The sequence below is a fragment of the Leeuwenhoekiella parthenopeia genome (genome assembly GCF_020782115.1).
Lineage (GTDB): Bacteria > Bacteroidota > Bacteroidia > Flavobacteriales > Flavobacteriaceae > Leeuwenhoekiella > Leeuwenhoekiella parthenopeia.
Genome location: NZ_JAJGMW010000014.1, coordinates 68283 through 94067 on the forward strand (window position 1 = coordinate 68283; position 25785 = coordinate 94067).

General features: G+C 42.5%; 20 protein-coding genes. 6 read left to right on the forward strand and 14 right to left on the reverse strand.

From position 1 onward, the window contains the following. Positions 1-17: 17 nt before the first annotated feature. From LLW17_RS11600 to rlmD, 7 genes are all read right to left on the reverse strand, one after another. Positions 18-2234, reverse strand: a complete 2217-nt coding sequence (locus LLW17_RS11600; protein WP_228230429.1) for a RelA/SpoT family protein — start codon at positions 2232-2234, stop codon at positions 18-20. Positions 2235-2316: 82 nt separating this feature from the next. Then, positions 2317-3549, reverse strand: a complete 1233-nt coding sequence (locus LLW17_RS11605; RefSeq protein WP_228230430.1) for a M48 family metallopeptidase — start codon at positions 3547-3549, stop codon at positions 2317-2319. Positions 3550-3553: 4 nt separating this feature from the next. Next, a complete protein-coding gene (locus tag LLW17_RS11610; RefSeq protein WP_228230431.1) occupies positions 3554-4366 on the reverse strand; it encodes a TrmH family RNA methyltransferase in 813 nt (270 codons plus the stop codon). A gap of 34 nt (positions 4367-4400) precedes the next feature. After that, positions 4401-5309, reverse strand: coding sequence for a CPBP family intramembrane glutamic endopeptidase (locus LLW17_RS11615; RefSeq protein ID WP_228230432.1), 909 nt, complete (start codon positions 5307-5309; stop codon positions 4401-4403). A gap of 12 nt (positions 5310-5321) precedes the next feature. After that, positions 5322-6065 (reverse strand): DUF6048 family protein, encoded by a 744-nt coding sequence (locus tag LLW17_RS11620; protein WP_228230433.1) that lies wholly within the window; start codon positions 6063-6065, stop codon positions 5322-5324. Next, positions 6031-6525, reverse strand: a complete 495-nt coding sequence (locus LLW17_RS11625) for a DUF6452 family protein (RefSeq protein ID WP_228230434.1) — start codon at positions 6523-6525, stop codon at positions 6031-6033. Before LLW17_RS11625 ends, LLW17_RS11620 begins: the two co-directional genes overlap by 35 nt. Then, on the reverse strand, positions 6525-7937 hold the full coding sequence (rlmD, locus tag LLW17_RS11630) for a 23S rRNA (uracil(1939)-C(5))-methyltransferase RlmD (RefSeq protein ID WP_228230435.1): 1413 nt from the start codon (positions 7935-7937) through the stop codon (positions 6525-6527). Before rlmD ends, LLW17_RS11625 begins: the two co-directional genes overlap by 1 nt. A 247-nt stretch (positions 7938-8184) precedes the next feature. On the opposite strand from rlmD, the gene rocD reads away from it, so the two are divergent. Continuing rightward, positions 8185-9465 (forward strand): ornithine--oxo-acid transaminase, encoded by a 1281-nt coding sequence (gene rocD / locus LLW17_RS11635; protein WP_228230436.1) that lies wholly within the window; start codon positions 8185-8187, stop codon positions 9463-9465. Between the two features lie 79 nt (positions 9466-9544). Here rocD and LLW17_RS11640 read toward each other — a convergent pair whose 3' ends face one another. The 3 genes from LLW17_RS11640 to pepT all read right to left on the reverse strand — a co-directional run bounded on the left by LLW17_RS11640 (position 9545) and on the right by pepT (position 12117). Continuing rightward, entirely contained in the window at positions 9545-10024 is a 480-nt protein-coding gene (locus tag LLW17_RS11640) for an FKBP-type peptidyl-prolyl cis-trans isomerase (protein ID WP_228230437.1), read from the reverse strand. A gap of 107 nt (positions 10025-10131) precedes the next feature. Beyond that, entirely contained in the window at positions 10132-10719 is a 588-nt protein-coding gene (locus LLW17_RS11645) for a DUF3575 domain-containing protein (protein ID WP_228230438.1), read from the reverse strand. A 165-nt stretch (positions 10720-10884) separates the two neighbouring features. After that, a complete protein-coding gene (gene pepT, locus LLW17_RS11650; protein ID WP_228230471.1) occupies positions 10885-12117 on the reverse strand; it encodes a peptidase T in 1233 nt (410 codons plus the stop codon). A gap of 141 nt (positions 12118-12258) precedes the next feature. Here pepT and LLW17_RS19000 point away from each other — a divergent pair, with 141 nt between their 5' ends. The 5 genes from LLW17_RS19000 (at position 12259) to LLW17_RS11670 (ending at position 19315) form a co-directional block, all read left to right on the forward strand. Beyond that, positions 12259-13530, forward strand: coding sequence for a TonB-dependent receptor (locus LLW17_RS19000; protein ID WP_350355207.1), 1272 nt, complete (start codon positions 12259-12261; stop codon positions 13528-13530). A gap of 56 nt (positions 13531-13586) precedes the next feature. Next, on the forward strand, positions 13587-15155 hold the full coding sequence (locus LLW17_RS19005) for a TonB-dependent receptor plug domain-containing protein (RefSeq protein ID WP_350355208.1): 1569 nt from the start codon (positions 13587-13589) through the stop codon (positions 15153-15155). Between the two features lie 118 nt (positions 15156-15273). Continuing rightward, positions 15274-16290 carry a quinone-dependent dihydroorotate dehydrogenase gene (locus tag LLW17_RS11660; RefSeq protein ID WP_228230439.1) on the forward strand — a complete coding sequence of 339 codons (1017 nt, stop codon included), beginning with the start codon at positions 15274-15276 and terminating at the stop codon, positions 16288-16290. Positions 16291-16357: 67 nt separating this feature from the next. Next, positions 16358-18307 carry a tetratricopeptide repeat-containing sensor histidine kinase gene (locus LLW17_RS11665; protein WP_228230440.1) on the forward strand — a complete coding sequence of 650 codons (1950 nt, stop codon included), beginning with the start codon at positions 16358-16360 and terminating at the stop codon, positions 18305-18307. Between the two features lie 141 nt (positions 18308-18448). After that, positions 18449-19315, forward strand: coding sequence for a hydroxymethylglutaryl-CoA lyase (locus tag LLW17_RS11670; RefSeq protein ID WP_228230441.1), 867 nt, complete (start codon positions 18449-18451; stop codon positions 19313-19315). Between the two features lie 95 nt (positions 19316-19410). Here the strand turns inward: LLW17_RS11670 and LLW17_RS11675 are convergent, their stop codons facing one another. From LLW17_RS11675 to LLW17_RS11690, 4 genes are all read right to left on the reverse strand, one after another. Beyond that, complete coding sequence (locus LLW17_RS11675; RefSeq protein WP_228230442.1) at positions 19411-21870, reverse strand: TonB-dependent receptor domain-containing protein; 2460 nt, start codon at positions 21868-21870, stop codon at positions 19411-19413. After that, entirely contained in the window at positions 21848-23197 is a 1350-nt protein-coding gene (locus tag LLW17_RS11680; protein WP_228230443.1) for an HTTM domain-containing protein, read from the reverse strand. Before LLW17_RS11680 ends, LLW17_RS11675 begins: the two co-directional genes overlap by 23 nt. Beyond that, entirely contained in the window at positions 23197-24321 is a 1125-nt protein-coding gene (locus LLW17_RS11685; RefSeq protein ID WP_228230444.1) for an imelysin family protein, read from the reverse strand. Before LLW17_RS11685 ends, LLW17_RS11680 begins: the two co-directional genes overlap by 1 nt. 80 nt (positions 24322-24401) lie before the next feature. Then, positions 24402-25622, reverse strand: a complete 1221-nt coding sequence (locus tag LLW17_RS11690) for a DUF4856 domain-containing protein (RefSeq protein ID WP_228230445.1) — start codon at positions 25620-25622, stop codon at positions 24402-24404. Between the last annotated feature and the right edge of the window lie 163 nt (positions 25623-25785).

Genomic DNA, 25785 nt, shown 5'->3' on the forward strand with positions numbered 1-25785 from the left:
GGTGCAAATTTACGCAATTACAAACGTATGACTTTGTCGATACCGTTTATTTTTTTCAAGTTTTCTATAAGTCTGCGTAAATGCTCTTTGTTTTTAACGATAACCGTGATTTTTCCGTTAAACACACCGTCATTTGTGGTAAAATTAAGGTTGCGCATATTCACATGCATGTGTTCTGAAATCTCACGGGTAACGTGATTTACAAGACCCAGGGTATCGATTCCGGTGAGTTCAAGCTCCGCCTGAAAGTCCTGCGCCGACGAGTCTATCCATTTTGCCGGAATGATGCGATAGGCATAATTACTCTGCAGGGATAATGCGTTAGGGCAGTTTTGCTTGTGAACCCGTATTCCTTCGGAGACAGTGGTAAAACCAAATACTTTATCTCCCGGAATGGGATTACAACACGGAGCAAGTGTATAATCGAGCTTTTGCTCATCCCGGCCAAAAACGAGCAAGTCGTATTTATCGGTGATTTCATCTTTATCAACATGTTCTGCAACAGGTGGCTTGCGAATCTTGTTTTTAAAGAAACTCACAAAGGCATTGCTGCGTGAGGCAGCATAGTCCTTGATCATTTTATTATCTATGGTACCTATACCCACCCGGTAAAACAAATCGAGGCTGGTTTTCAGTTTAAAATAGATCACCATCTCGTTGATCACTCCCTCATCAAGTGTGATTTTTTGAGAGCGCAGTTTACGGGTAAGAATCACTTTACCGTCTTCGGCAATGGTTTTCTTCTCGTCTTTAAGCGAAGATTTAATTTTTGCCCGCGCACGAGCAGTGGTGGCATAGTCAAGCCAGTTATTGTTAGGTCTTGCATGCTCGCTCGTGATGATCTCTACCTGATCTCCGCTTTTGAGTTCGTGGCTCAGTGGAACCAGCTTGCCATTTACCCGTGCGCCGCGCGTATGCATTCCTATTTCGGTATGTATACTGAAAGCGAAATCAAGTGGCGTGGCAGCTTTAGGCAGGGATTTTAAATCTCCCTGAGGCGTAAATACAAAAATTTCTTTGTTGTACAGATTCAGTTTGAATTGCTCAACAAACTCAATGGCATTGGTTTCATTACCTTCAAGAGCTTCCTGAAGACGGTTTAACCACTGGTCGAGTGTGCGGTCTTCTTCGCTTTCTTCTGTGGTGCCCTGCTTGTATTTGTAATGCGCGGCATAACCCTTTTCGGCGATCTCATTCATCCGGTCAGACCGAATTTGAACTTCAACCCAACGCCCTTTCAGCCCCATAACGGTAATGTGCAAAGCTTCGTAACCCGTTGATTTGGGAGACGAGATCCAGTCCCGTAGTCGGGTAGGATTGGGCCTGAAGTGATCGGTTATGATGGAATAAATCTTCCAAGCGAGGAATTTCTCGTTTTCGGGAGTTGATTTATAAATGATACGAATGGCAAACTTGTCGTAAACCTGATCAAAGGGTATGTTTTGCTTCAGCATTTTACGACGTATGCTGTAAATAGATTTAGGTCTCCCTTTTATATCATAATCTAGAGCCTCTTTGTCAAGCGATTGCTTAACGGCATTGGTAAACTCTTCAATGTATTGATCCTGCTGCTCTTTGGTCTCCTTCATCTTACGCGAAATGTCTTTAAACACTTCGGGCTCGGTGTATTTGAGGCCCAGATCTTCCAGTTCGGTCTTGATGTTATAAAGGCCTATACGATGCGCGAGCGGAGCATAGATATACAGGGTTTCGCTGGCAATTTTTACCTGCTTATCCTGCCGCATAGAATCCATGGTCTGCATATTGTGCAGGCGGTCTGCAATCTTGATGATGATTACCCTAACATCGTCGTTTATGGTAAGCAGCATTTTTCTGAAATTCTCTGCCTGTAACGAAACATCGCGATGTTTTTTCAGGTTAGAGATTTTGGTAAGACCATCAACAATTCGGGCGACGGTGGGGCCAAATAAATCTTCCAGATCATCCAGAGTATAGGAAGTGTCCTCAACGACATCGTGAAGGAGCGCCGCAGCAATAGAAGTGGCGTCCATACCAATTTCGCTGGCGACAATACGAGCCACGGCAAGCGGGTGAAAAACATAAGCCTCCCCCGATTTACGGCGTTGATCTTTATGCGCATCTACCGCAACCTCAAAGGCTTTTCTGATCATTTTTTTATCGTCATCAGAAAGGGTGCGATAACTTATGCGCAGCAGCTCCTTGTATTGCCGGGTGAGCTCTTTATTTTCTTCTTCTAATTCAACAGCAGTCATATTCTAAAAGTACAATTATATCCCAAAAAAGCAAATGCAATCAGGTCATCTCTTAGTCGAAAGATAAGCGGTTTTTTACAAACTAGGCTTTTAGATTTTTATAACGCTGAAGCAGGGTAGGATGCGAGTAATGCAGTTTTACATATAACGGATGTGGGGTAAGGTTGCTCAAACTGTTGCGGGATAATTTTTTTAAAGAGGTAATGAGCGGTTGTGCTGCATAGGTTTCTTTTGCATAATTGTCTGCCTGATACTCAAATTTGCGCGAGAGGACGCTCATTAAAAAATCGGTAATCCCAGAAATAGGTGCGTATAAAATGCCGAAAGCGATAAGACCCGCGTGAAAGCTGGGCTGGTCAACCCCAATGGCAAGTGCAAAGACCTCCTGACTAATAAATAATCCCAAAAGCCAAAGGGTAAACCCGGTAAGCAACAGGGAAACGAACAAGTTGATGATAATATGATTTTTGCGGTAATGCCCCACTTCGTGAGCTAACACAGCCACAATCTCTTCATCTTCGAGATCGTTGATTAAGGTATCGTAAAGGGTAATACGTTTTTCAGAACCAAAACCCGAAAAATACGCATTGGCCTTGGTACTGCGTTTCGAGCCGTCTATCACAAAAATATTTTTTAGTTTGAAGCCTACTGAGTTGGCATAACTTTCAATTTTAGTGCGCAGATCGCCTTCGCTCAAGGGCGTTTGTTTGTTAAAAAGCGGTACAATAAGCCGTGCGTAGAACATATTGGTAACCACAGCAAATACAGCAAAAAGCACCCAGGCATAAAGCCAAAAGAGATCACCACTTATTTGGTAAAACCAAATGACCAGAGCCAGTAAACCACCGCCTACGATAATGGTCATAAGCCAGCCTTTTAATTTATCCATAAAAAACAGGGCAGGAGTAGATTTATTAAAACCGAAGCGTTCTTCAATCACAAAGGTTTTATAGTAACTAAAAGGAGTCGTCAAAATATCGGTTCCCAGAATAATGATTCCGAAAAAGAGAAGTCCGGCAACAATCTCGTTGTTGCTAAGGCTACGTGCCAGTTGATCTGCAAAACCAAAGCCATCTGCAAAAAAGAAAAGTAGGGTCACAACCAGCATAAAAGAGGAAGTGAGTGCCGAAAACCGGGCATTTGCTTTTTTATAATCCTGAGATTTACGGTAGGTGTCTGCATCGTAAACATCACTAAGTTCTTTTGGAATAGGATCGTCAAAATGTTTGGCATTGAGCCAGTCGAGAATTTGATCTATGGCAAAGCTTAGAATTATAAAAGCGATAATGATGTAAAAAACGAGTTGTGGGGTCATAGTTCTAAGAATTTGGGGTAAAACCGCGTTGTCTTCGGGCTTCAAAAATGAGTATTGCAGCTGCTACCGAAACGTTCATCGAGTCGAGACTGCCCTGCATGGGGATGATGATATTCTGTTTTGATTCGGTACGCCAGATCTCCGAAAGCCCGTCTGCTTCAGTACCTACAACAATTGCTGAGGCTTCTGTAAAATTTTGTTTCTCATAGGAAATCGCTTCCTGTAAAATAGCTGCAAAAATGTGGATGTTCTTGTTTTTCAGAAAGTCAATGATTTCTGAAGTACTTCCTGTTGCGACCGGAACAGTAAAAACACCACCCACACTAGATCGTATGATGTTTGGGTTGTAAAGATCGGTAAGCGGATTGGCCAAAATAAAAGCATCAACGCCCGCGGCATCTGCGGTACGCAATAAAGCGCCAATATTTCCCGGTTTTTCGGGAGCTTCGGCAATTAAAATTAAAGGTGTTTCAGGTAATTGCAGATCAGTTAATGCGTGGGGTTTCGCTTTCGCGGAAGCGATAACGCCTTCGGTTCCGGAGCGGTAGGCGATTTTACGGTACACTTCCTCAGTCAGTTCAATTACTTCGGCTTTGCCAGAAAGTGTGTCGAGTAAATCTTCAAGAAGCTGCGTTTCGACAATAGTTTTACAAAAAAACACGTGTTGAAAATCGTAACCTGCATTAAGTGCCAGATTGATTTCACGTACCCCTTCAATCAAGAATAGACCGCTCTTGCGGCGCTCGCGGGACTTTTCCTGCAGGGCGACAAGCTTCTTTATCGTAGGATTTTGGGTGCTGCTGATGAGTTTATACATAGGTGCAAAGATAGAAAACCAGACTTGAGCCCAACTAGTTATCTGAGGTAGGCTTAATTAGGGTATAATGCCCTTCTAAAACTTCTAATAGGTCTTCCCGGGAATAGCCTTCATCGGTCTTGCTGTAAAGCTTCAGGTCGAGGCGGTCATTATCGCGTACCTGTATTGAATCTTTCGTATAAAAGTGATCTATCAGGTTTTGAAGTTCATAGTTTTGAGCTTCGAGACACAGTAAATTTCCGTTAGGAGCACTGTCGTAAACCATACGGGTTGAACGCTCTACTTCAAAAGCGATGCCGGTGGTTTCTATAGAAACCTGCTCATTATCTACCAGAGGTCTTTCCACATTGTGAAAAGCTAAAAAGGAAAGCATAATCAGACTGAAATTATGCAGAAAATGTCCCAGAAGTGCCCAAACAAATCCCAGTTTCAGTCTTAGAAAACTGAAAATTACGCCTGCTGCCAGTTGCGGACCTGTAATAATGGGAGCCAAAACAAAAAAGATCCAGTCAACATTTTCATAATTACTCAGGTGAACCAGTCCAAACACGCTCGAAAACAGGTAAACGATTACACGCAGATGTTTTCTCCAGAATACTGAAAAATCGGTTTTAAACAAATAGGCCAGTCCGCGCAGCAGATAATTGCGTTTGTATTTAAGCGGAAATCTGAAGATCGTTTCCTCAATTAACGGAGGTAATATGGTCATGTAGAGAATGGCCTGCCAGAAGGGGTATAAATCCTTGTTGAGCAGGTTTTCATACTCGGCAGTGAGCGGTTCGAGAAAAGTAAGCAGCACGACAAAGCCTATAGCTATTGCCATATCGTAAACTATACTACTGAAGAGAAATTTTATTTTTTGCCAGAATGAAAGGGGTAGAACCCGGTCGTCAGGCCTTTTAATAAACTCGTTTATTATGCCTACCCGTGAAGCAAAACTCATAGGCCTGGGGTTCTATTTCTTAAAAATGGGCAGCAGATAACTTATTGAATAACCATAACCTGCGCCATACACATTATCAAAGGTTACCTTGTTGAATCCCGGAGCGTAAATGTTAGTGAAATCATCGGGCGCTTTTTGAGAAAGCATCCGCTTCAGCTGCACGTTCATCCCTAAATACAGATTGTTAAGCACCTCTACCTGAATCCCCATTTGCAGTTCTCCCCAGATCGCATTGAGGCCCGAATATTCGCGAGATACCACCCGGGTATCGGGCTCAAAGAAGGTATTGGGGTTGTAGATGGTATAGCTGTTTAAATCGGTTTTAAAGCTGGCTACGCCTATATGCAACCCTACGTATATAAGGTTTGACATACCGGCCCAGTTGCTATAGGCGTTATAATTGATCCCGCCTTTTAGGTAGCTTCCCTGAGTTTTAGTGTCAAATACGCCTTCTTCAAAGCTTTTGGATTCACGGCCTACTTCTGCTGCTATATAGTAGCGGTCTTTGATTCTGAAATCGCCTACTATCGCGGCACCCTCATAGTTCTCTTCGAGAAAGCTTCGCAAAATTTTGCTCAAATCTATCCCGGCACGTAAACCGTATTTTTCGGCAGGTTTTTTATCTGCCAGGGTATCTGAAGCCCGGGTTTCAAGCGGCTCTTCAACTACAATCCCCTGATTATCCTGAGCGATTGCTGAAACGAAGCCGAATGTGCACAGACTAATGACTAATATATACCTGCGTAGTATCTTCATTTTCTACAGTTCTCAAGTTAATGTTGATATCGTCAATCCAGCGGGTAGCACCGGGCCGGGGTCGAATTTCCAGATTGGTAAAAATAACTTTGTAGCCGCACGCCCTGCTGATAAATACCTCCTGAGGCGTGTAATTGATGATTAGCGTGTCTATATCTTCAGGGTCTTCATTAGCATCGGGGTTTCCCGGGTTTTTCTCAAAAAGAAAAACCGTTGTGGTAGTATCGGTGCGTAATGGAATGCTAATACTGGAAGCATTTCTAAATTGAATAACTTTTGTACGGTCTATATTATACACGTCTAAATTGAGCGGTTTGGCCTCCAGCGTGTTTTCATTGCTTCTAAAGCCTATAGTAAGACCGGGAGTGGTGGGGGTGCTGGCTGCACAGATATCATCACGCTCACATGAGTAGGTGGTGAGTACAATAAGCAAAATAAGGATAATACCGTTTCTGAGCATTAGCGGAGTTCTAATAAAACAACATTTTCTACGTGGTGTGTCTGCGGAAACATATCTACAGGCTGCACCTTTTTAATCTTATAGTACGGGTCGAGCAAAGCTAAATCACGGGCTTGTGTTGCACTGTTACAACTTACATAAACAATACGGGGAGCCTTAATCTTGATTAGTTGTTCGACCACATCTTTATGCATACCATCGCGCGGAGGGTCGGTTATTACCACATCGGGCTTACCGTGTTTCGCTACAAAAGCTTCGTTAAAGACATTTTTCATATCGCCTACATAAAACTCAACGTTTTCAATGCCGTTTAATTGCGCGTTTTCACGTGCGGCAATAATAGCGTCTGGGACAGCTTCAACTCCAATCACTTTTCCGGCATTTTTTGCGACAAATTGAGCGATGGTTCCTGTGCCGGTATATAGGTCAAATACAGTATCAGATCCCTGAAGGTCTGCAAAATCACGCGTTATTTTATACAGTTGGTAAGCCTGTTCAGAATTGGTCTGGTAGAAGGATTTGGCATTGATTTTAAACTTCAGGCCTTCCATTTCTTCAAAGATGTGATCTCTTCCGTTGTAGCAGATCACTTCCTGATCGTAAATGGTATCGTTTCCTTTCTCATTAATCACATAAAGCAATGATGTTATTTCCGGAAAGTTTTCTTTTAAATAATCAAGCACCAACTCACGTGGCTCTTTTTCGTCAGCAAAAAACTGAACCAATACCATAAGTTCACCCGTACTGCTGGTACGTATCATTAAGGTTCTTAAAAGTCCTTCCTGATTACGGGTATTAAAAAACGGAATGTTGTTTTTGGTAGCAAACTCCTTGACCCCGTTGCGTATGGCATTACTGGGATCACGCTGCAACCAGCACTTGTCTATGTCCAGAATTTTGTCCCACATTCCGGGAATGTGAAAGCCCAGGGCATTGCGGTCTTCAATAATCGCATCGCTTTTGATCTGCTTTAGGGTAAGCCATTTGCTGTCGCTAAAACTGAATTCCATTTTATTGCGGTAAAAATATTGCTCCTTACTGCCGGAAATGGGTGTCATGGCAGGAAGCTCAAGTTTCCCCAGACGTTTCAGGTTATTTTCAACCTCGCGCTGCTTGTATTCAAGCTGGGCTTCATACTGCATATTTTGCCATTTGCAACCGCCACAGGTGCCGAAGTGTTTACAAACGGGCTGAGTACGCTTTGGCGATTCCTCGTGAATCTGTATGGCAGTACCCTCGTAGTAGGCTTTGCGCTGCTTGTTGGTTTGTACGTCTACAACATCGCCGGGAACGGCATTATTGATGAAAATAACACGCCCGTCAGGAGCTTTTGCGATGGCTTTTCCTTTTGCACCGGCGTCTGTCACCGTTACTTTTGAAAAGACTTTTCTGGTTTTCTTTTTTCTTGACACGCGGCAAAAATAGTATAAATATGATGATCTGCATCAAGCTTAAGCCCCGCATTTAAGTAAGCTTTAGGACTAAGTAGGCTAAGGAGTTATGGATTTTTTAATAAATTGCAATTTCTTAAACAGGATGATTTCTCTCCTTTTAAGAATGCTTCTTTACACTGGAATTACTTCTGAATCTTTACAGAAACCAAAAGAAGACATTGCCAAGCAGGAATCATAGAGTGCTTACCCTAAAATTTTTTACAACATGATTACTGAAGATCAACTTACTTCACAGGAGGCTATTGCCCTCGAAGACAAACACGGCGCGCACAATTATCATCCGTTGCCTGTGGTTTTGAACCGCGGTGAAGGTGTTTATGTGTGGGATGTAGAAGGTAAAAAGTATTTTGACTTTTTATCTGCCTATTCTGCCGTAAACCAGGGGCATTGCCATCCTGCAATCGTTGATGCGATGAACAAACAGGCTCAAACCCTCACACTTACATCAAGAGCATTTCACAACGATATGCTCGGCAGGTATGAAGCCTTTGCTACAGATTATTTTAAGTTTGACAAGCTCCTGCCTATGAACACCGGTGCAGAGGCTGTAGAAACTGCGATTAAGATAGCCCGCAAGTGGGCTTATGAAAAAAAGGGACTTAAAGAACAGGATGCTCAAATCATTGTTTGTGAAAATAATTTTCATGGACGAACCACAACGATCATTTCGTTTTCTAACGATGAGGGTGCCCGCAAAAACTTTGGTCCCTACACTCCCGGATTTATCAAAATACCTTACGATGATCCAAAGGCACTGGAGCGTGCCCTTCAGGAAAATGACAATGTAGCCGGATTCCTGGTAGAACCTATTCAGGGAGAAGCAGGAGTGTATACGCCATCAGATGATTTTATGAAACAGGCCAAGGCCTTATGTAATGAACACAATGTTTTATTTATAGCCGATGAAATTCAGACCGGAATAGCCCGTACCGGTGCTTTGCTGGCCGTATGTGGAAACTGTACCTGCGAAGGTCACTGCGAGCGTCAGGAAACGTATAGCAGACCGGATATTCTGATCCTGGGAAAAGCCCTTTCCGGAGGAGCCTACCCGGTATCTGCGGTATTGGCTGACGACGCTGTAATGAATGTAATCAAACCCGGACAGCACGGTTCTACCTTTGGGGGTAATCCTGTGGCAGGGGCCGTAGCTATGGCTGCTTTGAATGTGGTCAAAGACGAAAACTTAGCGCAAAATGCCCGTAAACTGGGAACGTTATTCCGTAACAAACTGAATGACTATATCAAAGGAAGTACGATTGTAAAGCTGGTGCGTGGTCGTGGATTGCTCAATGCAATTGTGATTAACGATAGCGAAGACAGCAGCACGGCCTGGGATATTTGTATGGCGTTAAAAGAAAACGGACTTCTGGCTAAACCTACTCACGGTAATATCATTCGCTTTGCTCCTCCATTGGTTATGACCGAAGAGCAATTGCTCGAGTGCGTTGCAATTATTACAAAAACGCTTAAAGCTTTTGAAAAGTAAGTGTTACGCTTATATATAACTAAAAACAGCGCCACGATGGCGCTGTTTTTTTTGTTTTAAATATCAATTCTCCTGTAACTTAATCTACAATCTCGAGAAGCTCCACATCAAAAATTAGAGCAGTATTTGGTGGAATTCCTCCCTGCGAACCATAGACCCCATAGCCTAATCTTGCTGGTAGAAATAAAGTTGCTTTTCCTCCGGTCTTCATCAATCTGATGCCTTCGCTGAAACCGGTAATGACATTGCTTAAATTAAAATCTGCGGTTGTGGTCGGGTTAAATACCGTTTTATTTAAAAAATATCCTTTGAATTTAACTTTAACCGTAGCGTTAGCAGCAGGAGATTCACCTGTTCCTTCTTCAGTTATCGTATAATGTAATCCACTGCTGGTAGTTTGTGCAATAATGGCATTTGCTTCCAGATAAGCTTCAATTTCTTCCTGATTACGGGCAAATGCTTCGGCTTCTGTTTCTGTAGGTAGTGTAGGCCCGGTATCATCACTCATTGAGCAGGAAACAAATAAGCTGATAAAAAGTAATCCTAAAAATGGTTTCATAAATATATTTAGTTTTTAAAATAGGTTGAATAGTATTCCGTCAAAATTGGAATAACTAACCTCTAGATACCCGAAGTTTAAAATGGTTGCTTTGATTTGAAAATTTTTTAAAAACGGTAGCCTACCTGTATGCCTCCTCTAAAGTAAATATCAACAGAACTGAAATTGTCATCATCTTTAGTATTACCGAATAAATTACGTCCTACACCTAAAGAAGGTTCGATTACAAATCCATTGTTGCTTGCCCATTTATAACCCACTGCAAAACCTGCCCCAAAAGCAGTATTGTCTTGCTCAACGTAACGTTCATTAATGATAAAATCAGTATCTGGGTCGTAAGTATACTCGTAGTAATTATCTTCAAAACTACCCAGATTTAAATGTCCTTCTGCAAAAAGTCCCTGAGCTCTTTTTTCCTGACGGTTAAAGAAATACTGTCTGTAAAAAGGAGTTATTGCCCACTTTAGAATATCATCACTGCTTTCGCCGCCATCAATACTAACCGAAACTCCGGCTCCGGAATACTTGCTGATGAGGTATTCATAGGTAATTTCAATATTTGCCACGGCAATAAGCTCTATAGCGTCAATTTTGATTTCGTGTTTTTTGCTGAAAAACGCGTTTGAATCTTCTTGTGCGAAAATCGCTGTTGAAAGGAAGAGCCCCAGCAATCCCGTTTTTAGTTTTAAATGCATCTTTTTTTGATTGATTAATTTGCTGTAAAGATGCTCAACTAAGGGGTAGGTTGCTCTTATTTAGTCAGTTAAAAAAGACAATTTATTGTTGAGGTTAGTTAACTTCTTGATTATCTGTTAAATAATCAAGAAGTTTAGTTGATATCTGCTTTTGTGTAGTCTGAATTATTTTGCAGCCAATTCGGCTATTTTGATAATAACTTCGGTTGCTTTTAGCATACTTTCAACCGGTACATACTCAAATCTTCCGTGAAAATTGTGGCCTCCGGCAAAAATATTGGGACAGGGAAGGCCCATAAATGAAAGTTGAGAACCGTCTGTGCCACCGCGAATGGGTTTTATGATGGGTTCGACTCCTGCGGCGATCATCGCTTCTTCAGCCAGATCTACAATATGCATGACCGGTTCAATCTTTTCGCGCATATTAAAATACTGATCTTTTATTTCAAGCGAAATCAATTCTAGACCATACTGACTGTTAATTTCTGTGGCAAGATTATTTAAAACTTCTTTGCGGGCTTCAAAATGCTCTCGATCATGGTCTCTAATGATGTATTCGAGAACGGTCTCTTCCACATCGCCTTTGATTCCGTTTAAATGAAAAAAACCTTCGCGGTCTGAGGTATGCTCCGGTGTTTCGAGTCTGGGCAAGGAGTTGATAAAGTCCTGTGCAATGTATATGCTGTTAATCATTTTGCCTTTAGCATAACCCGGATGCACACTTTTCCCTTTTACAAATACTTTTACGCCTGCAGCATTAAAATTTTCAAATTCCAGTTCACCAATCTCACTTCCATCCATCGTGTAAGCCCAGTCAGCACCAAATTGCTTTACGTCAAATTTATGAGCGCCACGACCTATTTCTTCATCAGGTGTAAACCCAATACGAATAGTACCGTGTTCGATTTCAGGATGGGCTTTCAGGTATTTTACAGCCTCCATAATTTCGGTAATTCCGGCTTTATCATCGGCGCCCAGCAAGGTGGTTCCATCTGTAGTGATGAGGGTTTGTCCCTTGTAATTTTCGAGTTCCTCAAAATCATCCGGACTCAAGACAATATTTTGATCTTCATTCAGAATAATGTCTTTGCCGTTATAATTTTCTATAAGTTTTGGTTTTACGTTAGTCCCTGTAAAATCGGGGGTGGTGTCGTAATGTGAAATAAACCCAATTACGGGAAGCTTTTTTGAACTGGTAGCCGGTAAGGTGGCCATAATGTAACCGTTACCGTCAATACGTGCATCGCTAAGGCCCATATCTAAAAGTTCCTGATGCAGTTTACGGGCCAGATTCCATTGTTTTTCGGTGCTTGGCGTTGCAGAACTTTCGGGGTCGCTTTGCGTGTCTATAGTTACATAACTGATAAAACGATTAATGAGTGGTTGTTTGTCTATTATAAATGTATTTTTCACACCAAATTTTATTTTTTAACTTACTTTAATATGTGATTGTGTTAAAAGAGTAACTATTCCTTAATTTTTTTAAGAAATAGATTAACTTGATTCTACTCTATTTTAAACTAACACAAAATTATGATTATGCAAAGAAACTACACGTTTACAATTCTCTTTTCTTGCTTTATTTTAATTACAGGATTTGCGCAGGAAATTCAAGTCTCCGGGACGGTGATTGATGATCAATCTACTCCCTTGCCCGGTGTATCTGTTCAGGTTGAAGGCACAGATAAAGGAACCATCACCGACTTTGACGGAAACTACAGCCTCGATGTAACCAGCGGGGTTAATCTGGTGTTTTCCTATGTGGGTTTTGAGACTCAGGTCCTTCGTGTAACCGGGCCGGTTCTCAATGTAACGCTGACCTCCGGGGTGGCTCTTGACCAGGTTGTACTTATTGGTACCCGTAATCCCAGCCGAACAGCAGTAAACTCGGCAGTACCGGTAGATGTACTGAGTGTTTCAGAAATTGCGGAAAGTTCGCCGCAGATTACGGTAACCGAAATATTGAACTACGACGCACCTTCCTTTTCATCAAACCCACAAACCATTTCTGATGGTACAGATCACATTGCTCCGGCTTCATTACGGGGTTTGGGACCTGATCAGGTTTTGGTATTAATCAACGGAAAGCGACGTCACAAAACGGCATTGGTAAATACAAACGGTACTTTTGGCCGGGGTTCAGTAGGTACAGATTTATCTGCGATACCAACCAATGCTATTGAACGTATCGAAATCTTAAGAGACGGTGCAGCTGCCCAGTATGGTTCAGATGCCATTGCAGGGGTGATCAATATTGTGCTTAAAAAAGCGACCAATCAGCTTGCTATAGATATGACCACCGGTGCAAACTTCACCAGTGAAAATTATGACGATAGTGTTGATGGCGAAAAAATCAATATTGGCGCTAATTATGGTTTGCCTATCGGCGAAAAAGGCGGATTTGTAAACTTTACGGGTAACTTCAACTTTAGAGGCGCAACAAACCGGATGCGTTCTTATGAAGGTCAAATATTTAACAGATACAGTTCGATTGAGCGTGTTGCAAATAATGAAGGCTTTGATTTATTGGCACTTCAGGATGATATACCTGCTATAAAGAATTTTGCACAGGATGCCGGTTTTCCCTCAGATGTACTTACTCAAATAAATGCAGCTAATTCAATCCCTGAACTTAGAGACATCTTACTTTTTGATAACACTAACGAGGAGTTAGCATTTCGTGGTCTTGATCGCAGCGATTTTAATATGCGTGTGGGTAATTCCCAGTTGCGCGGAGGTCAGTTTTTCGGAAATCTTGAAATCCCTTTGGGAGGAGAAGGAGATTTTAAATTGTACTCATTGGGGGATTAGGCTTTAAAAATGGTAATGCTGCCGGTTTTTACCGTCTTCCGTTTCAGTCCCGTAACGTGACTTCGGTTTATTTAAACGGGTTTTTACCGGAAATTAACTCAAATATCAAGGATAAAGCAGTTGCAGTAGGAATACGCGGTAAAGTAGGAGAGTGGAATGTTGATTTAAGCAACAATACCGGTATTAATGAATTTACCTACCGTATTAGCAATTCGCTTAATGCTTCCTTGCTCAATTCAACACCCTTTGAAGCAGATGCGGGAGGTTACAGCTATCAGGAAAACACTTCAAACCTGGACGTAAGCCGTTTCTATGAAGATGTGATGTCTGGTTTAAGTATAGCGTTTGGTGCTGAATACCGTGTGGAAAATTATGACATCATCCCCGGTAAGGAGGTTTCTTATGCCCGTTATGATACCCAGGGAAATGTTTACGATCCTACTGATCCAACTTCAATAATTGCAGAGGCTAATTTTAGCAGTTCAAGTCAGCCAAACAGACAGCGTCCCGGCGGGATTCAGGTGTTTCCCGGTTTTGCGCCGAACAACGTGGTAGATGCCTATCGAAACTCAGTTGCGGGGTATCTGGATGTGGAAGCAGATTTTACCGATACCTTTCGTATGACCGGTGCTTTGCGTTATGAGAATTTCTCTGATTTTGGCGGAACCTTAAATTTTAAATCTTCCTTTTTGTGGAAGCTTAATGAAACTTTCAACCTTAGAGGTTCGGTCCAGTCGGGCTTTAGAGCTCCGTCGCTGCACCAGATTTATTACAATTCCACATCTACCTTATTTGTAGATGGGGTGCCTCAGGAAGTTGGTATTTTCTCCAATACCTCCCGAGTTGCCCGTGTGCTCAACATAGCAGAGCTAAAAGAAGAAACCTCTCTGGGCTACACTGCCGGATTTACGGCAAAAATACCTGATGCAAATCTTTCCTTTACAGTAGATGGATACTTGATCAATATTGATGATCGCGTGGTTTTAACCGGTCAATTCGGTCCCAATGGAGACCCGGAATTGCAACGTTTATTCAGTCAGGCAAACGCCACACAGGCAGCCTTCTTCGTGAATTCGGTAGATACACAAACCAGGGGAATTGATTTTGTCGCAGACCATAGTGCCGATATCGGAACCGATCTGAGACTTAAGAGTACCCTTTCTTTCACCCTGTCAAAAACAAGCATAGAGAACATCAATATTCCCGGCCCGGTGCGTGATGCAGATCTTGCAGAGACCTATTTTGACCGAACCAGTGAGTTGTATATTGAAGCTGCGGTACCGCGTACAAAAGGTAGTTTAACAAACAGTCTCTTTATTGGTGAAAAGTGGAATGTGTTTTTACGCAACACCTACTTTGGAGAGGTTGAAGAGGCCACAAATAATGTGGAAGAAGGTATCGACCGTATTTATTCAGGGAAGGTGGTGACCGATTTAAGTGCAAGCTATAGATTTTCTAAAGCTTTGCGCATTACCGTTGGCTCAAACAACCTGCTTGATGTGTATCCCGATATGGCAGATCCGGCTTTTCAGTCTGAAGGACGTTTTCTGTATTCGCGCAGATCTACGCAGTTTGGTATAGACGGGCGCTATTTGTTTGCACGTTTAAATATTGTTTTAGACTAAGATTTTAATTTTGATATCATTTTTGAAAGGCTCCCTTCAGGGAGCCTTTTTTATGTGTGTATTTCTTTTTGATTCTAGTCGCGGCACTGTATTTTTGGAGCAGTTTTAGCCGATACCTATGTACAAATCACTCATTCGCCCCCTGCTTTTTAAATTTGACCCCGAAGCGGTTCATCATTTTAGTTTTAAGAGCATTGGGTTGATGCACAAGCTGGGAATTACCAAAATCTTTAAAAATCAGTTTCAGCTTAATGATCCGCGATTAGAACGGGAGGTTTTCGGTCTAAAATTTAAAAATCCCGTGGGTCTTGCAGCGGGTTTTGATAAAGATGCTAAACGCTATAGGGAGCTTGATGGCCTTGGTTTTGGTTTTATTGAAATAGGTACGCTGACTCCAAAACCCCAACCCGGTAATCCGAAAAAGCGATTATTCCGCCTAAAAGAAGATAGCGCGATCATAAACCGAATGGGTTTTAATAATGACGGTGTCGAAGCTGCTGTAGCGCGTTTAAAATCGAATACACATGTTTTGATAGGGGGCAATATCGGCAAGAATAAAGCAACTCCCAATGCCGAAGCTTTTGAAGATTATAAAATCTGTTTTGAAGCCCTTTATGATTATGTAGATTACTTCGTGGTTAATGTAAGCTCGCCCAATACGCCGAATCTACGCGAATTACAGGACAAAGAACCGCTAACGCAATTACTGAGCGGACTTCAGGCCCTAAATACGGCAAAGCCAAAGCAAAAACCCATTCTGCTCAAAATTGCCCCAGACCTTACAGACTCTCAGTTGCTCGATATAATTGATATTGTAAAAGAGACCAAAATCGCCGGGGTAATAGCAACCAATACGACCATAAGCCGTGAAGGGCTTCAATCTGAAGCAAAATCTGAAATGGGAGGTCTGAGTGGGAAACCCCTTAGACAGCGTTCTACCGAAGTCATTCGGTTTTTGTCTGAAAAAAGCGGGAAAGCATTCCCAATAATCGGGGTGGGAGGTATACATTCTCCACAGGATGCCATTGATAAACTGGAGGCGGGTGCAAGCCTTATTCAGCTTTATACCGGCTTTGTTTATGAGGGTCCGTCGCTTATTAAACGTATTAATCGTAAAATAGTAGAGAAACTATAATCACAGTTGTTGAAATTCATCTAAATTTAAAACAGCGTAAAGCGACCCCTTTCATATTTAAAATTACGTGAATTTCAATTGTAACGCATATCACAGGATTGCTAAAGGGAAGATATTTCTTTTTTTTACACTTGTTTTATGTCTGTCTGTTTCCGGACAGCAACGTCCCATAGATTCACTCTTACAGAAATTATCACAAACCAAATCAGACTCGAGCCGGGTTCATATTCTCGAGCGTCTGGGTTATGAGTATCTGTATTACAAGCCCGACTCTGCATTGTTCTACATCGATGAGGCGCTCGAACTTTCTAAAAAAAATGAATACGAGCTTGGCCTTGCAAAAGCACACAACCGCAAAGGAACCTATTATATCGTAAAATCACAGTATTCCCAGGCAATTGAAGAATTTCAAAAGGCTTTACCCTTTTATAAAAAAATCGGAGACAGTACCGGGATAAGTGAAAGTTTAGGAAATCTTGGTATTCTTGATTTTTATTTGAGGGATTATGACGAGGCACTTGAAAATTTTCAGCAGGCGATTACCTATCTCGACACGGTGGGTCAGTTTGAAACGTACACCAAGTATTTGGCCAATTTAAGCGGGGTACACCGCGAGAAAAAACAATTAGACAGTGCCCTGTATTATGCGCGGCGTTCTTTAGACTATTCCCAAAAGCTTGACGATAAACGCCTGTCGTCTGTTTCGTATTTTAATTTGGGTACCGTCTATTATTTTTTAGAGGATTATGACAAGGCTATCGCTAATCTGAATAAGGCCCTGGAACTTGATCGTATTCCGGTTCAGTTTTCCATTTTAGCAAAATCCTACAAGTCTCTTAGTTATACTGTTCTTGGAAACAAGGAACTGGCGGCAGCCGCATTGGAGGGGCTTGAGCAACAGGCTCTGGCAATAAATGATCAATACGTTACGCTGAGGTTATATGAAGCAAAACAAAAGTATTTAGAGTCTGAGGGGCGCATAGCGGAAGCTTTTGAATATGCTCAGAAGTACATTAAATTAAATGATGAGATTCACAATCGGGAGCAAATCACAATTTTTCAGAATATTAAAGTAAAATATGCAACCGAGGAGCGTATTCTTGAAAACAGACTCCTACATCAGGAAGCTAATCTGCAAAGCCTGCAATTGCAAAACCAGCGTTATGCCATCTGGGCGGTAGCTATTCTGGTGTTTTTGTTCCTCATTATGTTTTTGATTATATACCATATGTACAGCTATAAATCGGAAGCAAATAAAATGCTGAAAGAGAAGCAGGAGATTTTGAATAGAAATAACCGCAGTCTGGAGCTTATCAATACGCAGAAGGATAATTTGTTTTCAATTGTTGCTCACGATGTACGCAGCCCTATCGCTTCCATATTGAGCAGTACCCAGTTTTTAAACAAGCATTTTAATGAGTTTAGCGTCGATGAATTTAAACAACTTTTAGGGCAGCTCGAAGATCAGGCCGAAACGCTCAACAATTTAATTCTTGGAGTTTTAGTCTGGGCAAAATCTCAGATGAACGGTTTCAATTTTCACATTCAGGAAATAAAGCTGAATACGTTTCTTACTGATACCCTAAAAACCGAAGAATCTGCGATAAAGCGTAAAAATCTTCAAATTGTTAGGGAAATCGAAGAGGATCAAATCATTAAAACCGATTATCAGGTTTTGCAGGTTATTGTGCGCAATTTCCTGAGTAATGCCATCAAGTTTACACCGGCAGGCGGAAAGATCAGTTTTGGTCTCAAAGAAGAAAAATCCTTTTACCATATTAGCGTTACAGACACGGGTAGAGGTATGACTTCGGAAGAAATTAGAAAAGTGCTTGTTGATCAAAAGCGCTTTTCAGTTAAAGGCACCGAAGACGAGCCCGGCAATGGGATTGGGCTTATTTTGTGCCAGGAAATCGCAGCACAAACTGGAGGCCGCATCGAGATTGAAAGCACTCCGGGCGTGGGCTCAACCTTTGTTTTTGTCTTTCCTAAACCAGAACAGGCCGGGAAGATTTAGCTGGCTGTATGCTCACATTTTTTTAATTGTATCTTTAACTCCTGTTTTTCCGAAAATCGGGAATACAGTTGCTGAGGCTTGCCTCAAATTAAAAAACAGTTTTAAAAACCTTAAGGCATTGTTCAGGGTAATTTGTATTTAATGAGTTCAAAAATCAAAATCATAGAATGTCCGCGGGATGCGATGCAGGGGATCAAAGCTTTTATCCCTACAGCGCAAAAAGCGCAATACATACAGTCACTCTTGCGCTGTGGTTTTGACACCATAGATTTTGGGAGTTTTGTATCGCCTAAAGCTATTCCGCAAATGGTAGATACGGCAGCGGTTTTAGACCTTTTAGATTTGTCGCGTACACAAACCAAACTATTAGCCATCATCGCCAATCTGCGCGGGGCCGAAGATGCAGTTAAGCACGACCAAATAGATTATCTGGGTTATCCTTTCAGTATTTCGGAGAACTTTCAGATGCGGAATACGCATAAAACCATAGCAGAATCTGTTGGCTTGCTTCAGGATATTCTTGACCTGGCATACAAACACAATAAACAGGTGGTTACCTATATTTCCATGGGTTTTGGAAATCCTTATGGTGATCCGTGGAGTGTGGAGATTGTAGGGGAGTGGACCGAAAAATTGGCAGCAATGGGTGTTTCCATCCTGTCGCTTTCAGATACTGTGGGAACTTCAGATGCTGAAACTATTGATTATCTGTTCAGCAATCTGATTCCTAAATATCCGCATATCGAGTTTGGAGCGCATTTACACACCACGCCCAATAAGTGGTTTGAAAAAGTAGATGCAGCTTATAAAGCGGGCTGTCGCAGGTTTGACGGTGCCATACAGGGGTTTGGAGGTTGCCCGATGGCTAAAGACGAACTCACCGGCAATATGCCTACCGAAAAGATGCTTTCCTATTTCAATACGGTTAAGGAAGATAGTGGCATACGCCCTATGAGCTTTGAGTCGGCGCACAACGAGGCTTCAAAAATCTTCCACAACTACCATTAATTGGCACCGCCAAAAGGCATTATTTCTCAAGGCATTTCTCGAAATTCATAATTTATTTAAACGAAAGCCTCCCGGGCTTGCCCCAAGGTTAACTATTACAATTTAAACTGAAGGGTCGCGTACCAGGTTCTGGGCTGACTCGGGATGATACCGGGACCCGGATAGCCGGTTGCTCTGCGCACAAAATACGAGTTGTCTAACAGGTTGTTGATACCGGTTTCTAAACGGAATTTCTTGTAGGTATACGACAGCGAAAGATCCAGAATATCGTAAGCCGGGATTTCTCCTATAATTCCTGAGGTATTGCTAAAATCACGTTCTGAGTTGGTAGCATCAGTAAATTGTTTGCTGAGGTAGGTGTACTGAAGGCTTCCCAGGAGGTTTTTAAAGCCAAAATTAATTCCGGTTTTTAGGTTTACATCCGGTATAAACTCCACCTGTTTGCCTGTAACATTGTTTTTTTCGGAAGCAGTGTATTCTGATTGGGTGAGTGCCAAATTTCCAAACAGTCTAAGGCTAAAATCTTTATTCCTGCTAAAGCTGTCCCAGATGTTGTAATCTGCAAACGTTTCGATCCCATAAATGGAAGCATCCCCAATGTTTCCCCTTCTTTGAACGACAAGTATATCACTCTCTTCCTCCAGAACTATACCCAGTCTGTCCTGATAGCGTAAAAAGAAAGCGCCTACATCGTAGCTGAGTAAAGAGCCTATTCTTCCTCGTGCACCCAGATCAAAAGTATAACCATCTTCATCAGTAATACCTTCATCTATCTGAAATGTAGGGTTTACAATACGAATATCATCAAAAGTAACTGACCGGTAATTTTGACTGATATTACCGTAAAATTCCAGAGCTTTTGATGGTTTATAACTCATACCCACACCGAGTAGAACAAATGTGCGTTCAAAATTTCTATCCTCTTCAATATCCTCATCCAGAATCACATTTCCGGCGTTATCGGTATTTATACGTTTAAAACTACCTTGTGCACGTGTATTTATATATTCTAGTCTGGCACCCGGAGTTACACTGAATTTTTCGCTCAGGTTGATTATGGTCTCGCTAAATGCCGCAAGATTGAGGTTCGGAAACGTATAGTCTGACTGACGCTCGTAGTTTGGGAAATCTGCCGTGGCAAAGTTGAAATCAGCATCACTTGCCGTTGTTCCGGGACCTTGCTGACTTTCGTTTCGGGATTGATAATATTTACTACCTACTAAAAACGTATGCTCTTTGCCAAACAGGTTGTATCGCGTAAGAAATCGGGCTTCGGCGCCCCAGTTTTTAAAATCGCCCACAATCAAATCGCGGGGCTCATCAAAATCATCAGCTTGATTCACTCGATTTACCCGGAAACCGACTGTTTTCCGCGAAGCGTCAAGGGCAAATAACTGCAGGCTAAAATCAGTTTTTTTAGAAAAGGCATGTTCCAGACGCAGGGCAAAAAGCTTCCAGTCTACGGCAAACCAGTTACGGCTGCGGTTGCTAAAGGTGGGGTCTTCTTCAAACTGCGCGTCGGTGAGTCCGCCTGCCTGCTGCGCCAGGTAATACAGGTAACTACCTTCAAAAATTAGCTTGGTTTTATCGCCGATTTTTTGATCGAGATGCAAATAGGCATTATAGGAATCAAAACCGGAGTTGGGTCGAAAACCATCTCCTTTTTTGTAATTGAAATAGGCGTAGTAGCCGGTGTTGTCTACCGTGCCGCTCAGGCTGTTAAACGAAGTAAACAGATTATAACTACCTAAGGTTTGCCTTGAAGTCCACTCCAGTTTTTTGTCGGGGTTGGGTTGCTTCAGTTTAAAATTGATGAGTCCGCCAAACTGCGTACCGTATTGCAGAGAGGCAGCACCACGCACCACTTCTATACTTTCTAAAGCCTCGGCGGGTGGTGTGTAATAACTCTCGGGATAGCCCAAAACATCTGCCGAAATATCGTAACCATTTTGACGCGTATTAAAATTCGCCGAACGGTTGGGATCCAGACCACGCCCGCCGATGTTGAGCTGCAGGCCGGCGTCGTTATTTTCGTAAATATTAAGACCTACCACCTGTGCGTAAATCTGCCGGGCAGTTCCGGACGATAAATTGGCAGTCAGGTTTTCTACCTGTACCACCTCACTTTTCTTCCCCGCGTAAATGGCGGTGCCTTCAACGGGTTTGAGTTGTCGCAAAGCGAAAATTTTCCGTTTGCGGGCAGTGATCATAACCTCGTTCAGGTTTTCGCCCAAAGGATCGAGCGCAAAATCAAGGCGCGCATCTGCCGAAAGCGTGATACTTTTTTCAGCCAGTTCAAAAGCGAGTGCAAAGACGCTTAGGGTATAACTTCCTTCAGACAATCCGTTAAAGGTGTACGTACCGCGTGCATCGGTTTCGACCTTTCGGCCAATTTCAAGACAAAATACTTCGGCATTGGAGATAGGCTCTCCCGTAGTTGCGGCAGTCAGGGTGCCGGTAAGATTGTACTGCGTTTGTTGCGCCTGTGTAGTTTTCGCGAAGGCGAAAAAAACAATAAGCAAAGCGAAAAATTTAAAGTCCTTGTATGGTATCATCAAAAGGGAGTATAAACGTTTTGGGCTTAAACGAGCGCGGCTCATCAAGCAAATTTACATTAGGGTCTATAAATGGCTGACTCAGTCTGCCGTTAAGTGCAACATAACTTTCTACATACACCGCCAGGTTTTTATGACCCTGAGCTGAAAAATGCGCTGCAAGATACTGCGCGTATTCGAGAATAAAGTCGGGCTGGGTGCTCATTTGTTTTTCCTGAAAGGGCGTCAAAAAATCACTGTTATCCACGTAAAAATTCTTGCCCGTTTGCTCATCAACCACTTTGAACTGAGCGTAACCGGCTTTTTCCATCAGCATTACCCGCCACGAAAAGCGATAGCCTTCTTCGGTCCAGAAGAGTTCGCCGGGATAGGCGAGGTACCGCCAGGGCAGCAGGAGCTGTATTACAAAAAATACCCCAACTGCCATTAGCGCTGGTTTTGAACTCATTTTTGAAACCCGTTCTGTCGTTGCAAGAGTTTTTAGGCGGAAGGATTTTCGCAGGAAATGGATGATTTTTTGATGGAAACCGGCGTCAAAGAAAATAAGCGCGCTTACAATCATGATGTACGGAAACATCCCAATGGGGAACAGTACCCGGGTAAGCACGTGGAAAATGACTACCAGCACAAAGCCCAGTTTACGTGTGGGTTTGTACAGCAATAAAAACGGAATGCTGAGATCGTAGATCGCGCCAAACCAACTAAAGCTATAATGTACCCATTCCTGCTGCATCAGGTTTCCTAAAAGCGGTAAATCGTATTTGGAAGGCAACCAGATCTTAAGTGGCATTGCCCGTAGAAGCCAGTCGCTGTTCAGTTTTGCAAGGCCGGCATAAAAATAAACGATACCCAGCAGCAGTTTGATGCTGTCTATATTCCACTTCGGGATGTGGGTAAATGTTTGTTTTCTGCGATACGAGTCCAGAGAAAAATAAGCGCCACCTTCTAAAAACAACATTAAAAATGCCAGACAGCTGATGAAATAATAATGGTTGAGGTAGGTGGTTTTATCCATCAGCTCAATGTAGGTAAAGCTCAGAAAGAACAGGAGTACAGACCATTTGTAGCGATAGCCTAGCGCAATACCCAGAGCAGCAAGGGCACAAATGCCAAAAATCACGTAGGTAAAGTTGCCTAAAGGCTGTACCCAGCTAAAGCCGTAATAGGTAAAGTGAAAATCGGGCTCGAGGTAGAGTTTTTGAATCCAGCCGTTGCTCCAAAAACGGATTATGCTCAACAGCATCATCACACCAAACAAAATACGAAAGACCGCTAATGGAGCGGCCTCTGTATTTTTAGTAAGATATTTGGAGATTGACTTTTGCATTAATCACCGTCTGCATCTACGTAATCGACATTGATGTCAAGTGCCTGCAACATATCGATCTTCATTAAAATCGTATTGCGCTGCAGCTCGTTGTAGGTCTCCAACAGGGCATTATTGTTGGTCTCAATCTGTACCACAAAGCTGCTGTTTAACGCGTTGGCTTTCGCCCGTGCGGCGTCAAACTGGGCATTTATAAGACTACTAAGGTCACTGCCGTTTTTAATGGTATTTAGATAATCGAGATAGGCTTTGAAAGAAGCTCCGGTGGCCGAACCCTTGTAGGCTTTCCCGTTGAAGAAATTCTGGGTTGCATTTAGAGCTTCAAGCAATAACGCTTTAGATAAATCTTCTTTATAGTAGGCCTCTACCGTTTGTGGTAATACTTCATTTGAAAAAATTCCGGCAGGGATTCCCACTTTTCCGGCTCTTAAAAGCTTTTCGTAATAAAAAATGTAATCGTTAGCCAGTTTATCAACAGAACCAGAAGCCGAGGACGATGTATTGCTCACAAAGCTTCCGCGGAAACTGTTTTTCCAATCGGCCAGTACCGTCGCGGTTAACTGTTCGATACTCCCTGTTACATCGCTTAGGTACTTCTTATAATTTTCAGCGTTTACATCTGTGGTATAAAAAGCAAGAACTTCAGCGTCGCTATCTCCCAATCCAAAAAGCAAGTAATCAAGCGCCGGGAAACCCTGTGCATCAACTGCAGAAGGTAGCGCCAGGTCGTAATTTCCACTTTCTACAGCCGAAGTGATTTCGGTAGCGTTGGTAGGGTAGGTGTTTAGCCTGTAACTGTAACGAAGTTCTTCGGCTTTGCCTATATCAAACAGTTCAACATTTTGAAACGAAAAATAAGCAGATTCCCAGGCTGTGCGCAGTGTACCAAGTGTACTGGCATCCGGAGTCGCAACAAAAGCGGCTGCAGCAGCATTCAACGCTTTAGCTTCAACATCAAAGCCCTCGTAAGACGGAATGATGATATTATCGGCCCAGTTCACGAGCATCGCAGAACGGTCAAACTGATCGGTTTGTCCCTGTCCGGAATCATCTGTGCTATCTGAGGTACAACTCATAAAGCTGACCAGAGCAATTAAGGTAAAAACGGAAATAATTTTTTTCATCTTTTCTTTTTCTAATCTATGCCCATTTATGGACTTTCATTTTTTTTTGAATGCAAAGATACTTTAAAGCGTGTAAATCACTAGTCTACACTTGCAGCCTGAGCTACGGTAAAATCAAATTCTGCAGCAATACTTTCTGAAATGGCGTCAATGGTTTCTGTGGTAAGATCCCATAAACCGTTAGCTCCATCGCCCATAAGCTGGTCTAACAAGCCGGTTACTTCAGCAGCACTTAAATAAGGAGCGTCAGTTTGTGGATTACGGGTAAATTGTAAGCTGTATATAAATCCGTAAGCTTCAGACAGACCGTGGAACGCTCCGGTTTGATTGCCCGCTGCGATTTTTGTTTTGGCTTGTTGCAGGTAGTAGATGCCGCGTACTGCGATGGCTTTAGATACTTCGGCGCGAATGATTGCAGCCTGCTCGTCACGGGTTACATAGTCACCGGCCACGATAGCAGCACGACCGGTTTTAAAGGCGTTAAAAATAGTTTCGGCAATGGTATTAAAATCGGCATCGTCATTTACACGGCCCACGTATTCATTTAAAAAGCCGTCATCCTCACCAATAGTGGCATTGGGGTTTGCGGGATCCTGAGAAGCACCGTAGATGTAACCGTAAGCCTCATCCCATTTATGCTCCATCGTGGTGTAGTTTGAACCTTCTTCGGTAATACCTGCCGTGTTATTTGCACGGTTGTCACCTTCATCAAGGACAGCTACACTCAGGTAGTTGTTTAGCATTTGATCGGTCATCAGGGCTCCAAGAATTCCTTTGGCAAAAGCCTGATTGTATTCTAATCCGGTAGCCGAAACATAACGGGTACGTGTTCCGTCTGCGATTTGACCCGCAGTTCCGGCAATTGCTACGATGTTTTGGTTGGGAAATACTTCAGAAATTTGTTTGGCGATATAATCGTCAAAAGTGCTTTTTATGGCCTGGCTTTGCACCGCGTTGGTGTTAAAATAATCTACAGATGCAGCCACCTTGCTTCTTACATTTTTGTCGGAAGCGTTAAGTGCAGCATCTTCAAAATCTGGATCCCCGGCTGTGTGCGTAAATTGCGCCATTACCGAAGCTTCGGTAGCATTGTCAAAGTCGAGCAGACTTGACGAGATGGCTTCGGCCATAGCTATTCGTGTCGTTTGTCCGTTGAAATCAACTGTGGAGCTCCCTTCGCGGCTGAAGGTGTAATTTTCCGGTACTTCAAGAGTAGGATTTGTGTTACCTGCATCGTCGTCTGAGGAACAAGAACTCAAAATTACGGTTGCGGTTAGTAAGATAGAAAGTGGTTTGAACATTATTAATCTTATTTAGACTGAATATCGATAATTTTACTCCGGCAAAAATAACTGCCAGAGTCAAACCTTCCAAATTTATTTAGACTTATTTCAAATAAAAACAGCGAACTAGGAATCAATTTTTATTAAGTGCCCACAGTGCTTGAGGTTTGAGAATTTAGCA